Origin of the sequence: Nonomuraea sp. B5E05 (assembly GCF_039880665.1) — a bacterium.
Classification (GTDB): Bacteria; Actinomycetota; Actinomycetes; order Streptosporangiales; family Streptosporangiaceae; genus Nonomuraea.
In genome coordinates, this window is the sequence record NZ_JBDPMJ010000007.1 from 148,980 (window position 1) to 161,305 (window position 12,326).

At 70.3% G+C, this 12,326-nt stretch carries 11 protein-coding genes; 5 read left to right on the plus strand and 6 right to left on the minus strand.

The genetic code is table 11. The annotated features are described in order from the left end of the window. Positions 1-32 precede the first annotated feature (32 nt). Positions 33-893, plus strand: a complete 861-nt coding sequence (locus tag ABGB01_RS15410) for a fumarylacetoacetate hydrolase family protein (RefSeq protein ID WP_347773967.1) — start codon at positions 33-35, stop codon at positions 891-893. Positions 894-933: 40 nt separating this feature from the next. Continuing rightward, positions 934-2,013 (plus strand): helix-turn-helix transcriptional regulator, encoded by a 1,080-nt coding sequence (locus tag ABGB01_RS15415; protein WP_347773968.1) that lies wholly within the window; start codon positions 934-936, stop codon positions 2,011-2,013. Between the two features lie 18 nt (positions 2,014-2,031). Here the strand turns inward: ABGB01_RS15415 and ABGB01_RS15420 are convergent, their stop codons facing one another. From ABGB01_RS15420 to ABGB01_RS15445, 6 genes are read right to left on the minus strand one after another with little or no spacing between them, the layout of a single operon-like run. Next, positions 2,032-3,348, minus strand: a complete 1,317-nt coding sequence (locus tag ABGB01_RS15420) for a transcriptional regulator (protein WP_347773969.1) — start codon at positions 3,346-3,348, stop codon at positions 2,032-2,034. 2 nt (positions 3,349-3,350) lie between these two features. Continuing rightward, positions 3,351-4,151: an amidohydrolase family protein gene (locus ABGB01_RS15425; protein WP_347773970.1), complete on the minus strand. Its 801-nt coding sequence runs from the start codon at positions 4,149-4,151 to the stop codon at positions 3,351-3,353. Further along, complete coding sequence (locus ABGB01_RS15430) at positions 4,148-4,903, minus strand: amidohydrolase family protein (protein WP_347773971.1); 756 nt, start codon at positions 4,901-4,903, stop codon at positions 4,148-4,150. Before ABGB01_RS15430 ends, ABGB01_RS15425 begins: the two co-directional genes overlap by 4 nt. Then, positions 4,900-6,609 (minus strand): heparinase II/III family protein, encoded by a 1,710-nt coding sequence (locus tag ABGB01_RS15435; protein WP_347773972.1) that lies wholly within the window; start codon positions 6,607-6,609, stop codon positions 4,900-4,902. The genes ABGB01_RS15430 and ABGB01_RS15435 overlap by 4 nt, the downstream gene beginning before the upstream one ends. Continuing rightward, a complete protein-coding gene (locus ABGB01_RS15440; protein WP_347773973.1) occupies positions 6,609-7,607 on the minus strand; it encodes a Gfo/Idh/MocA family oxidoreductase in 999 nt (332 codons plus the stop codon). Before ABGB01_RS15440 ends, ABGB01_RS15435 begins: the two co-directional genes overlap by 1 nt. After that, positions 7,591-8,874, minus strand: a complete 1,284-nt coding sequence (locus ABGB01_RS15445; RefSeq protein WP_347773974.1) for a sugar ABC transporter substrate-binding protein — start codon at positions 8,872-8,874, stop codon at positions 7,591-7,593. The genes ABGB01_RS15440 and ABGB01_RS15445 overlap by 17 nt, the downstream gene beginning before the upstream one ends. Positions 8,875-9,052: 178 nt before the next feature. Between ABGB01_RS15445 and ABGB01_RS15450 the strand changes: the two genes are divergently transcribed. From ABGB01_RS15450 to ABGB01_RS15460, 3 genes are read left to right on the plus strand one after another with little or no spacing between them, the layout of a single operon-like run. Next, positions 9,053-9,940 (plus strand): sugar ABC transporter permease, encoded by an 888-nt coding sequence (locus ABGB01_RS15450; protein WP_347773975.1) that lies wholly within the window; start codon positions 9,053-9,055, stop codon positions 9,938-9,940. Between the two features lie 8 nt (positions 9,941-9,948). Further along, entirely contained in the window at positions 9,949-10,764 is an 816-nt protein-coding gene (locus ABGB01_RS15455; protein ID WP_347617444.1) for a carbohydrate ABC transporter permease, read from the plus strand. A gap of 22 nt (positions 10,765-10,786) precedes the next feature. Further along, positions 10,787-12,322: a hypothetical protein gene (locus ABGB01_RS15460; RefSeq protein ID WP_347773976.1), complete on the plus strand. Its 1,536-nt coding sequence runs from the start codon at positions 10,787-10,789 to the stop codon at positions 12,320-12,322. The last annotated feature ends 4 nt before the right edge of the window (positions 12,323-12,326 follow it).

Here is a 12,326-nt window from a genome sequence, read left to right on the forward strand (position 1 = left end):
TGAGTGGAAGCGACTTCCAGGAAGGAACGGCCGTGTTTCTCGGGCGTATCCGGCGGTCTCCCGCCGAGCAAGTCGAACTGGTGGCCTGGCGCGAGGGCGGCGAACTCCTCAGCCTGGCCGGGCTGGACGCCGGTGACGATCCGGTGGCCCTGCTCGATCGGTACGGGCTGGACCGCCTCACCGGCGAGGTGAACCGGCTCTGGGCCGGCGCGCCGGCGGTGCTCGACGAGTCGTCGGTGGTGTTCGAGCCACCGGTGGCGACCTGCACCAAGATCTGCTGCCTGGCGCTGAACTACGTCGCGCACGCCGAGGAGAGCGGGCTGGAGGTGCCGCCCGAGCCGGTGCTGTTCTTCAAACCGCCGTCCGCGCTGACGGGCCACAACCGCCCGGTGACCGCTCCGGCCCGTACGAACCATCTGGAGCACGAGGTCGAGCTGGCGGTCGTGATCGGCTCGACGGTCCGCGACCTGCCCGCCGAGCGCTGGCGGGAGGCCGTGGCCGGATACACCGTGATCAACGACATGACGGCCCGCGACCTCCAGCTGGCCAACATCGCCCGCAACGCTCCGTGGGACCAGTCCAAGGGGTTCGACACGTTCGCCCCCGCCGGGCCGTACCTCGCGACCGTGGACGAGGTGCCCGACCCGCAGGACCTGGAGCTGACGCTGGAGGTCGACGGGGAGGTGCGGCAGCGGGCGAACACCAAGCAGATGGTGTTCGGGATCCCCGAGCTGATCGCCGACCTGTCGGACGGGATGACGCTGCTGCCCGGCGACCTCATCGCCACCGGCACCATCGCGGGGATCGCCCCGCTCAAGGACGGGGACGTCATGCGGGCCACCGTGCAGGACGTGGGCACCCTGGTCAACCGTGTCGACTTTCGGTCCGCCTAAACCATAGATATCGGCGCACCTTACTCGTACCCTTGGAGGCATGGACTTCACGGTCGGCGCCCTCATCGACATCGACGACTACGTCGCCTCGACGCGGGCCCGCGGCCGGGAGTGGGCGCGCCGGCAGCTCGGCCAGGCCGATCGCGCGGTGCGCGCGGTGGCGGCACGGCGGCCGGCCTCCTGCGAGCCGCTGCCTCCCGACGAGTGGCTGGTCAGGCTGAGCGGCGACGACCCCGACAGGCTGATGGGCGAGGCGACCGCGCTGGCCGAGCAGATCCGCGCCGGCATCGTCAGCGCCACCGACCTCACCGCGACCGTCAGCCTGGGCACCCCTCGGCGGGGCCCAGACAGCACCACGGTGACCGAACGGGACGCCCGGCGTACCAACGCCTACAAGCTGCTGCTCGGCGGCGACAGGGTCATCACGGCCCCGCAGGAGGAGCACTCCGAGGCGGCGCCGCCCGTGCGCATCGAGGCGGAGCTGGCCCGCCGGATCCAGGCCGGTGACAGGGGCGGCGCGGCCGGGCTGCTGGCGGGCTGGGTGGACAGGTGCGCCCAGGAGCGCGGCCTGTCCCCGAGGACGCTGCACAACTGGCTGATGGGCGAGCTGCTCTTCGTCGTGGACGTGGTCAACAAGGGCCGGCTCGCGGGCGGCTCCACCGACTGGGTCGACGCCTTCGCGCGCCTGCCGATCGATGAGCTCACGACGGTGACCCAGATCCACGAGCGCTCCTACCTGCACATCTGGATCGAGGAGACGTTGTGGCGGCTGATGCCGCCCGCCGCGCGCGACATCCTCTCGATGGCCGAGAGCTACATGGCCGCGCACTACACCGATCCGCGCCTGCGGCTGGCGACGGTCGCGGAGGCCGTCTCGGCCAGCCCGTTCTACATCGCGCACCTGTTCGCCGACGTGCGCGGGACGACGTTCCTGCGCCACCTGACCGGGCTGCGGCTGCGCCACGCCCGCGTCCTGCTCACCGCCACCACCGCGCCGATCGACACGGTCGCCGCGCGCTCGGGCTATCTGAGCGCGAAGGTGTTCCGGGGCGTGTTCAAGCGGCACGTCGGCTGCTCGCCCAGCGAATATCGCCGCCACCACCGGCCCGTGCCCCTGTGAGGCCCTCACCCGGGCGCGCTAGTCGACGCGCGACACCAGCCGGTACGGCTGCCGCGGCCGGCCCGCCTGCGACGACCTGACCGGCGGGAGAGCCCAGGCCAGCCCTTCCTCGACGAGGCTCTGCAACACCCGGCGGGCGCTGCGCGGCGCGACGCCCAGCACCTCGGCCACGCTCTCCGCGTCGACCACCATCGCCTCGGGGTCGTCGCCCAGCCGCTGGAGGAGCCGGTCGAGCGTCTTGGCCGCCTTGGAGTCGGCCATGGGCTCGTCCACCTGCTCCCGCCTGCGCCGCTGCCGCAGGGGCAGCGAGGTCGCGGTGCCGTCACCGCTGACCAGGAAGGCGGCGGTGGCGTCGGCCGCGCGCGCCCGCTCGACGGCGATGAGGGCGTGGGCGTCGGCGTCGCGGGCGGTGTTGCCGAGCCCGATGCCCACCTCGACGACCATCCCCAGGTCGGCGCGCACCCGGTCGGCGAACGGCGCCACCCGGAACCCGTCGGTGGCCTGCGAGAGCGCCCCCACGGTGGCCGTGATCACGTAGCTGTTCTCCTCGCGCGGGGCCACGGTCGCGCCCATCAGCCGGGCCTCGGCGAGCAGCGACCTGTGCAACGACAGCTTCAGCTCCTGCTGCCAGTAGTTGCCCGGCCCCGACTGGGCGGGACGGGCCGAGGCCGCGAGCTCGACCAGCACGATGGCGATCTGCGACTCCTCCAGGCGGCTGCCCGTGCCCAGCAGCGTCGCGGTGTTGATGGCCAGCCGCAGCGTGTGCGGGGTGGGCATCATCCGCAACACCGGCACCTTGGCCGCCTCCAGCTTGCGGGCCACGGTCCTGACCGTGGTCAGCGCCGCCGTGGTGGCGCCCTCGCGGTAGAGGCGCTCGTGGAAACCGACGAAGTCGCGCACCGAGTCGGGCTGGCGGTATTCGGAGACGTGCACGCCGTCCATGGGCACGCCGATCTCCTGGTAGGCCTCGGCCACGTCGGCGCGCGCGATCGAGTCGATGCTCACCCTGGCGGGGTCGATCCGCATGGACAGCGTGCCGCGCAGCAGGCTGGAGTAGAGGCCGGCCCCGCTCACCGGCACGAACGTGGCGGGCACCGGCAGCTCGCCCGCCTCGGTGGCCAGGTCGTGCTGGAGCGGCCCGGTGAACAGGACCGCGTCGATGTTGCCCGCTATCTTGGCGAGCTTCTCGCGTGTCTCGTGCTCACCCGCGTGCGGGGCGCCCACCAGCCGGAACGACGCGGCCGACGGCAGGCTCGCGCCGATGTGCACGATCTGCTCGACCAGATCGTGCGGCCCCACCACACCAATCGAGATCTTGGATCGTAGCCCGTCCACCTCTATGCCCCTGTTCTCCCGAGCAGAGCGGTGATCGTGCCCCCGAGTACCGCTGCCCTGTCGTCGTCGCCGAGATCTGAGAACAGTATCCGCCCCAGCGACATGCGCAGATCGATGAAGGGGAAGTCCGACCCGTACACGACCCGGTGCGCGCCGAGCCTGCGGACCATCTCGGCGATGTCAGCACCCGTGTTGAAGGACCCGCACACCTCCAGGATGACCCGCTCGTGCCGCTCGGCCACCTCGATCGACTGGTCGATGCCCAGCGGCGTCACCCCCGAGTGCCCCGCCAGGATCGTGGCCCGCGGGTGCCTCCCCGCCACCTCGTCGACCAGGGGCAGGTCGTTGTACGGCGAGCCGGAGTAGGTGTGGGTGAGCACCGGCCGCCCGGTGAGCTCCGCATACTCCCAGACCGGCGCGTAGCGCGAGCCGGTCAGCGGGTATTCGTGCAGGTCGGGATGGAGCTTGATCCCGCCGAAGCGCGGGTCGCCGCCCCACCGGTCGAGCTCGGCGACCGGGTCCTGCCACGGGTTGACGGTCAGGTAGCCGGTGAACCTGCCGGGCGCCCGGTCCACGATCTCCGCGGTGACCGCGTTGCCCTGGGCGGCGTCGAGCTGGATCGCCAGATGGCTGGAGAGCATCGCGTGCGCGACGCCGCACCGGTCCATCACCCCCAACATCCCGGCCGGGTCGGGGTCGGGGATGAAGAACACGCTGTACGGCCCGGCATGGGCGTGCGCGTCGACGATCCTCGTCGCCTGCTGCGGGCGGCGCTCCCACAGAGCCGTCGTCAACTCGTTCATGCCGCTCTCGTCTCCCTCCTCAGCAGCCGGTGCACGTTCCCCGCGCCGATGGCCGCGACCTCCGCCTGCCCGAGCTCCGACCAGAGCAGCCGGGTGACCGCCTCGGCGGGGTCGCGGTAGGGCGCTCCGGTGCCGAAGACGAACCTGTCGGCGCCGAACCGGGCGACCAGCCACTCCAGCCCGCGGTGGGAGGACAGGTCGGCCAGCCCGATGTGCACGTTGCCGGTCCTGTCCAGAACGCCGGCGATCTGCCGCAGTTTCCGGTAGCCCACGCCGCCGACGACGATCCGCAGGCACGGGTGCGCCCGCGCGAGCGCCTCCACCTCCTGCCAGCTGGTCTGGCCGGCGTCCACGAGCAGCGGCAGGCGTACGGACTCCACGGCGTCGAGAACGGATGCCGCGTCGGCGCCCGCGAGGTCCCAGCCGTGGTCGAGCGGGAAGGCGCGCACGGCGACCACGCCCGCCTCGACGGCGGCGCCGGCGAACCCGGCGCCCGTCTCACCGCACGTGTCCGGCAACATCACCCAGCACGGGCTGAGCCTGGGCTGCCCCGCGAGCAGGCCGATCAGCTCGCGGTTGCCCCGCGCCGGGTCGTGCAGCCACGACGTCATGCTGCCGGCCACGGCCTCGGCGATGCCCACGCGGTCCATCGCGGCGAGCAGCTCGGCCACGGTCCCCCCGCCCACGTCGCGACGCGGATGGCGGCCGAGCATGACGTCCGCGTCGACCAGGACCGGCCGGTCCACGCTCATCGGCCGCCCCAGTGCTCGGCGAGCCCGTCCCGCGCCCACCCGTGCCCGGTGAACGTGTCGGTCACGCCGCCCACGCTGATGGTGGACGGGCTCGCCTGCACCTCGGGCGGCGCGTCCCTGAACGGGAAGACCGCGACCGTGAACCGGCCGTCGCGGCGGCGCAGCCCCAGCGAGTGGATCTCGCCGTACGGGGCGGTCGCGGTCTCCGGGTCGGGGATCCTGGCCCGCCCGCTGCCGAAGGTGACCTCGTCCGGCGGCTCCACGGGCACCACGAGCAGCCCGGGGCCCTGGCTGCTCGCGTAGCCGCCGCCGTGCTCGATCCACGGCGACGTCCCGTGCAGCAGCCAAATCGCCTCCGCGTCGATCGCGTCGGTGACCAGCCAGTACGACGGCTCGCTCCTGACGAAGACGATCCGGCGGTCGTGCCTGGCCCCGTAGCCGTGGTGGTGACCGGCGAAGACGTCCACGTGCTCGCCCGCGTGGAACAGGTCGCGGGCCGCCCTGCGGTCCTCGGTGTACTCCTCGCCGGGCACGAGCAGGGTGTTGTGGCCCCTGGTCGCCTGGAACCAGTCGTAGTAGCCGGGATCGTCGTACGACGGCGGGCCGCCCGCCTCCCACGCCAGCGGCACCCCCCAGCCGGACAACACGAAGTCGAGCGCCGCGTGGTGGCTGTGCGGCTCCAGCTCGTGCCCGATGTAGGGGCCGTGGTTGATCACGGTGTGCAGGGTGCCGGCGCGGAAGATCGTGTACGCGCTGTCCTCCAGGGCGTGCGAGCCCTCGGCGGGCACGATCGCCTCACCCAGTAACCTCTCCCCGGTCCGCACCATCTCGGCGGGCCAGACCACGCCGCTGTCCTGCAGGTGCGGGACCCACCCGCCCGAGGTCGTCAGCGAGACCAGCCAGTCGTGCATGGCGCGGAAACGCGGGTGCGCGACCAGGTCGGGATCGACGGACGCGGCCCGTTGCACGCCTCCCAGGCACATGCCGTGGTATCCGGGAGAGCGCTCGTGGTGGCCGCCGTCCACGCGCACGTCCCGTTCCAGATGTTCCAGGATGCGCGCCCTGGCCACCTCGGCCCACTGCCCCGACTCGGGCAGGTCGGCGAACACGCGGGCGACGTGCAGCAGCTCGCAGACGGTGGCGAACTGCCAGTTGCCGTGCCGGAACTCGTCGTGCTCCTCGGCCGCCCACCGGGCGCCGCCGAGCACGGTCTTCATCATCTGCGACCAGCACTCGTCGCTGAGCGCGGGCTCGGTGGCGAGGACGGCCAGCGCCCGGGTGACGTGCATCGACCGGGAGGACACCCCGAGGGAGTACCAGACCACGTCGAGCCCGGGCCAGTCGCCTTCGACCTGGTCGCGGCTCGCGTACCACTGCCGGAAGAAGCGGTCCCACTCGCGGGCGTAGCGGGGGTCACGGGTCTGCGCGTAGGCCGAGACCAGGGGCATCATCCACCGCAGGTAGTGGAACCCGTACAGCCGGGACCTGCCGTGGCCCTTGTCGAGGAAGTCGACCTCGGTCCCGATCAGCCGGTCCGCCTCCGCCACGTCCTCGGGGCGGGGCTCCGGCCAGACCGGGTCGGGTCGCCGCCACGGCCGGGCCTGCGCGACCGTCGCCACGCCCAGCTCGGCGAGCAGCGCCTCGTCGGTGATGTGCAGCATCCGCGCCTGGTCAACGTGCGGCGGCTTCTCCACGTACGTCCCCATCAGAGCTTCACCGGCTGCCCCGTCCGGGCCGACTCGTGCGCGGCCGCCAGGACCGCGGTCACGTGCCGGGAGCTCTCCACGGTGATCAGCGGCTCGGTGCCGGCGATCGCGCAGTCCACGAAGTGGTGGATGGCGTCGCGGTAGGCCCCCGCCGGCACCCCGTGCACGACCCGCTGCAGCATGTTCCTCGGGTAGGTGTAGCCGTCCTCGGTGGCCAGCTGGATGTTCTCCTTCTGCCGGTCGAGCTGGATGACGCCCGTCTCGCCGGCCACGGTGACGTAGCTGTCCACCATGGTCGGGAAGGTGTTGGGGTAGATCCAGGCCGACTCGAACGTGGCGACCGCGCCCCGGCCGAACCTGGCCTGGATCTGCATGGCGTCGGGGGTGTCGATGCCCCGGCCGCGCAGCTTGCCGTATCTGGCCGTGGCGAACACCTCGACGATCTCGTCGTCGTACAGCCAGGTCAGCAGGTCGATGTCGTGGCTGGACAGGAACCAGGCGCAGGTGGTCCGGTCGGCCCAGCCGATCATCTCGGTGGGCACGTGGATCGTGTCGTCCTTGCGCGCGTAGCCCACGACCGGCTCGCCGATCACCCGCATCTGGTCCTTGGCCTGCGCGTACGCCGGCACCCAGCGGTGGTTGAACAGGCACATGGCCACCACGCCGGCCGACCGGATCGCGGCGACGGCGCGGTCGGCGTCGGCCACGGTGGTGGTGAACGGCTTCTCGACCAGGATGTGCACGCCGGCGCGGGCGGCGGCCACCATGACGTCGGCGTGCAGGTGGTCAGGGGTGGTGATGGAGATCGCGTCCACGGTGCCGGAGTCGAGCAGCTCCTGGTAGCCGGGGTAGACGGTCGCCCCGGGAGCGTGTTCGAGCGGCCGGCGGGCGACCGCGGTGATCTCGGTTGCGGGATGGGCGGCGAAGACCTCGGCGTGGCCGCGGCCCATCAGGCCGGCGCCGACGATCCCGATGCGAAGTTCAGGCAAGTGCGTCATTCCATCGTTTCTCTGCGGCGTCGAGTGCTTCCTCGGCGCTCTGGGATCCCTGGAGGAAGGCTCTGACCTCTTCCAAGAGGTATTCGGCGAGCTCGGCGTCCTTGCTGGTGCCGAGCGGGAGGTACTGCAGCTGGGGCAGCCCCTTGACGATCACCTGGCGGGCGGCGGCCATCGGGTCGTCGCCGGCGGCCTCGGTGAAGAAGGGGTCCTTGGTCGAGGAGACCGTGGACGGGTAGATCGGCACGATCTTGCAGAAGGCCAGCTGGTTGACGCCGTTGGTGAAGAACTTGATGAACTCGGCGGCGGCCTTCTTGTGCGTGGAGGCCTTCGGGATGGAGAAGGCCTGCTGCGCGAGCAGCAGGTAGCCGCCGGTGTTCATCTTCACCGGCTCGGTGATGACGAGGTCCTTGTAGACGTCGGGGGCGTTCTTCTGGATGTTGAGCAGCTCGGCGGCGTTGGCCATCGGCTTGAAGGCGACCTGGCCGTTCTCCAGCGACTGGGGCAGGTTGCGGATGTCCTTGGAGATGGCGCCGGGCGCGATGCCGTGCTTGTCGTAGCTCTTCTTGAACGTCTCCAGGACGGCGATCGCCTCGGGCGTGTTGAAGGCCGCCTTCTTCTTGTCGTCCGTCAGCAGGGAGACGCCGTGGTAGCGCAGCGCGGTGTGGTCGGGGATGGCGTTGGTGCCGTTGACCTTGGTCTCCTCGTAGACCTTGTCGGCCAGCGCGAGCGCCTCGGCGAAGGAGGTGGGCGGGGCCTTCTCGTCGAAGCCGGCCTTGCTGACGACCGACTTGCGGTACATCGCGACGGGGGAGCCGCCGTTGTACCAGGGCACGGCGTAGAGCTTGCCGTCCATCCGCATCGGCTCGACCAGGTTGGGCTGGAAGTCGGCCAGCTCTTTCTGGCCGAAATAGGCGTCGAGCGGCTCCAGCGACGGGACGAACCTGCCCAGCTCGACCGAGTTGACGTTGACCGCGTCGGGCACGTCGCCGCTGGCGACGGCGGCGAGCAGCTTGGTCGCGCTCTCCTGGCCGGGGACGTCCACCCACTTGATGCTGACCTTGGGGTGTTCCTTCTCGTACTGGGCGATCAGGCCGGTGATGTAGTCGCTGTAGTTCTTCTTCAGGTTGATCGTCCAGAACTCGACCTCACCCTCGAAGGGCGGGTCGTCCGCGGGCGCGGCGGCGGTCTGGGGCGACGTGCCGGCGACGCAGCCGGCGGTGAAGAGGGACAGCGCCAGCGCGCCGATCGTTAAGGCACTTCGAGTCATCTCCGCGAGCCTCCTGCAAGATATGGCCGTCCTTTATCGCCACTTTCGGCACCATGTCAGCCCTGCGACAGAACGTCAAGAGGCAGGTCTTGACCATGTCGATCAGCCGAATGTACGCTCCCCCCAAATTCTGGCCAGCCTTTATCAAATCTTAGGACGGCTAAAAGGATGTGATGCGATGGCCGCCGGCCGGATCCCAGGGCAGCGGTGGTACACGCCCTACCTGTTCGTGATCCCGGCACTCGCCCTGTTCGGCGTGTTCTTCGCCTGGCCGGCGATCACCGCGATCCAGCTGTCATTTCTCGAGTACGACGTGGTGTCGCAGCCGGTCTTCGTCGGGATGGACAACTTCACCAGGATCGTCGGAGACAGCAGGTTCTGGACCGCGCTGCTCAACTCGCTGCTCTTCCTGGTGGGCATGTTCCCGCTGCTGGTGGTCCTGCCGCTGCTGCTGGCCGTGCTGGTCAACCAGAGACTCCCCGGCATCAGAACGTTCCGGATGCTCTACTACCTGCCGGTCGTGACCTCGATGGTCGCCGTCGGCGTCGCCTGGGAATATGTCTTCCACCAGCAGGGCGTGCTCAACTGGATCCTCACCGGAGCCGGGCTCCTCGACCAGCCCATCCAGTATCTCCTCGACCCCTTCTGGGCGCTGCCCGCGCTCGTCCTGGTCGAGGGCTGGAAGAGCATGGGCTTCTACATGATGATCTATCTGGCCGGGCTGCAGACCATCCCCACCAACCTGTACGAAGCCGCGAAGGTCGACGGCGCCACCGCCTGGCACCGGCTGCGCCACATCACGGTGCCGCTGATGGTGCCGTACATCGCGGTCGCGGTGACGGTGGAGATGCTGGACGCCATGCAGGCCTTCACCTCCATCTACGTGATGACCAGGGGCGGCCCGCAGGACGCCACCCTCACCCTCGGCTACTACATCTGGTCGGCGGCGTTCGAGCACTACGAGATGGGCTACGCCAGCGCGATGGGCCTGGTGCTCTGGGTGCTGATGATCGCCATGGCCATCCTCAACTACCGGCTCACCCGCGGACGGACGGTCATGCCATGAGCCTGCCCATGAGACTGCGGCGCGCGGGGATGTACATCCTGCTGACGGCGATCGCCCTGGTCTTCGTCGGCCCGTTCCTGATCCTGCTCAGCGCGGGACTGAAGCCCGCCGGCCAGGCGGTCTTCTCCTTCCCGCCCGACGTCATCCCCCGGCCGCCCGTGCTCGACTGGGCGGTCGAGGCCTGGACCGCCATCCCGTTCCCGACCTACCTGCTCAACTCGGTGATCTACGTCGGCGTGACGGTGCCGCTCTACATCGTCGTCTCCGCGTTGTGCGCCTACCCGCTCGCCCTGATGACCTTCAGGGGCAAGAACCTCATCTTCTTCGCCATCCTGTCGACGATGTTCCTGCCGAGCGAGGTCATGCTCATCCCCAGGTTCCTCGTGGTCTCCGAACTCGGGATGGCCGACACGTTCGCCGGGGTGATCCTTCCCGGAGTGCTCTCCGCCTTCGGGATCTTCCTGCTCCGTCAGACGTTCGCGGGCGTGCCCCGCGAGGTCGTTGACGCCGCCCGCACCGACGGCTGCCACGAACTGCGGATCTTCTGGCACGTCATGCTCCCCGCCGCCCGCCCCACCCTCGCGATCCTCGGCATCTTCGGCTTCATCTCGGTCTGGAACAGCTTCATCTGGCCGCTCGTGGTGCTGAAGGACTCGGCGAAATACCCGGTCGCGCTGGGGATCGCCTATCTCGCCGGAATCACCGGCACGGACGTTCGCAGCCTGGCGGCCGGAACGATCATCTCGATCATCCCGGTCGTCATCGTTTTCATGATCATGCAACGGCACGTACTCGAAGGCATGCGCGGCGCGGTCAAGGGCTGACGCCGCCGGAGGTGATGAATCGATGGTGACACGCAGGCAGTTCGGTCTCGGCGCGCTCGCGATGGGCGTGCTCGGAACCGTGCACACGGGCACGGCTCGCGCCTCGGCGGGCCACGACTACACGGCGCGGGAGACGTTCGACCTCTTCGAGCGGACGTTCCACGAGAGCGGCGCCGTGGGGCAGCCGACCGACAACAACGAGCACGGCGGCCTGGCCTGGGGCCAGTCCTACGTGCTGGCCGCCTTCATCCGCATGTACGAGGCCTACCGCGACACCCACTATCTGGACCGGCTCGTCACCAACATCGACCTCGTGCTGGGCAACCGCGACTCCGAGCGCGGCGTGGCCGACTATCGCGGGGAGTCGCTGCCCGCGTGGCGGGCGATGCACCCCTACACGGTCGGCGTCGCCGCGTTGAAGGACACGACCGGCCGGCCCGTGCTGGAGGTGCGCAGCTCGCTGTCCTACGCCGACCTGACCACGGCCACCGTACGCGCGGGCAGCACCGAGGACCGCTTCACGTTAGAGGTGAAGACCAGCAGGAACGGCGCGGTCGCCACCTTCACCGACCTGTCCATGGACCCGGACTCCCCCGACTACGCCGTACGCAAGATCCTCGACGCCTACCCGACGCCCACCCAGGTCACCGCGCGCGACCTGCGCGAGGGAGGGGAGGTCGCGCCCCCCGCCCAGGGCGCGACCCGGCTCGTCTCCCAGCCCGTGATCTTCGCGGTGCACACCGGCATGATCACCTATCCGATCGCGTCGTTCGCCCGGATCGTGATGCGTACGCCGAAGCTCCACGCCGACCCGCGCTACCGGGCCAAGGCCGCGGAGTATCTCGAGGCCGCCAAGGCCGCGGCCGCCGTGCACGACCGCGAGTGGCGGCAGAGCGACGACGGCGGCGGGCACCTCGCCTGGGTCAAGGGCACCCCGCTCGGCTACGACGGCACCGAGATGCCCACCAACCAGTTCCTCGCGCTCGGGCTCACCTACGCCGAGATCGCCGCCGCCACCGGCGACCCCGCCTACGCCGACCGGGCCAGGCGGATGGCCCGCACCTTCGCCCGCGAGCTCAGGACGAACGCGAAGGACGCCTACCACTGGTCCTACTGGCCGTCGTTCGGCGTGACCTACCGGGGCTTCTCGGCCGACGAGGGCATCTCCGAGTTCACCCCGTCGGGCAACGGCGCCAAGCAGATCGAGGACCTCAGCCACGGCGCGATCGACGTCGAGTTCGCCGCCCTCGCCTTCCGCCACGGGCTCGGCTTCAAGGGCGCCGACATGGCCAGGTTCGCCAGGTCCTACAGCAAGAACATGGCCACCACCGACCCCGACGGCGTGCCGACCACGTTCCTGCGCGTCGACGGCACCGGCGGCCTGGCCTCCTCGGGCCAGTATCTCCAGGCGCCGCGGTGGATGGCCGTGGCGCAGTGGGACCGGGTGGTGTTCGACCACGCCAGGTCGATCTACGAAGCCCGCGCGCTCGAACCCAGCCAGGGCTCGCACATCGCCGGCGTGGGCTACCTCAACTGGCAGGCCCGCCGGCAGGAGTGACGGC

Coding starts and splice junctions, on each gene's coding strand:
- ABGB01_RS15455 (WP_347617444.1), top strand. CDS start 9,949: ATGAGACTGCGGCGCGCGGGGATGTACATCCTGCTGACGGCGATCGCC.
- ABGB01_RS15450 (WP_347773975.1), top strand. CDS start 9,053: ATGGCCGCCGGCCGGATCCCAGGGCAGCGGTGGTACACGCCCTACCTG.
- ABGB01_RS15460 (WP_347773976.1), top strand. CDS start 10,787: ATGGTGACACGCAGGCAGTTCGGTCTCGGCGCGCTCGCGATGGGCGTG.
- ABGB01_RS15440 (WP_347773973.1), bottom strand. CDS start 7,607: ATGACGCACTTGCCTGAACTTCGCATCGGGATCGTCGGCGCCGGCCTG.
- ABGB01_RS15415 (WP_347773968.1), top strand. CDS start 934: ATGGACTTCACGGTCGGCGCCCTCATCGACATCGACGACTACGTCGCC.
- ABGB01_RS15430 (WP_347773971.1), bottom strand. CDS start 4,903: ATGAGCGTGGACCGGCCGGTCCTGGTCGACGCGGACGTCATGCTCGGC.
- ABGB01_RS15425 (WP_347773970.1), bottom strand. CDS start 4,151: ATGAACGAGTTGACGACGGCTCTGTGGGAGCGCCGCCCGCAGCAGGCG.
- ABGB01_RS15435 (WP_347773972.1), bottom strand. CDS start 6,609: ATGGGGACGTACGTGGAGAAGCCGCCGCACGTTGACCAGGCGCGGATG.
- ABGB01_RS15445 (WP_347773974.1), bottom strand. CDS start 8,874: ATGACTCGAAGTGCCTTAACGATCGGCGCGCTGGCGCTGTCCCTCTTC.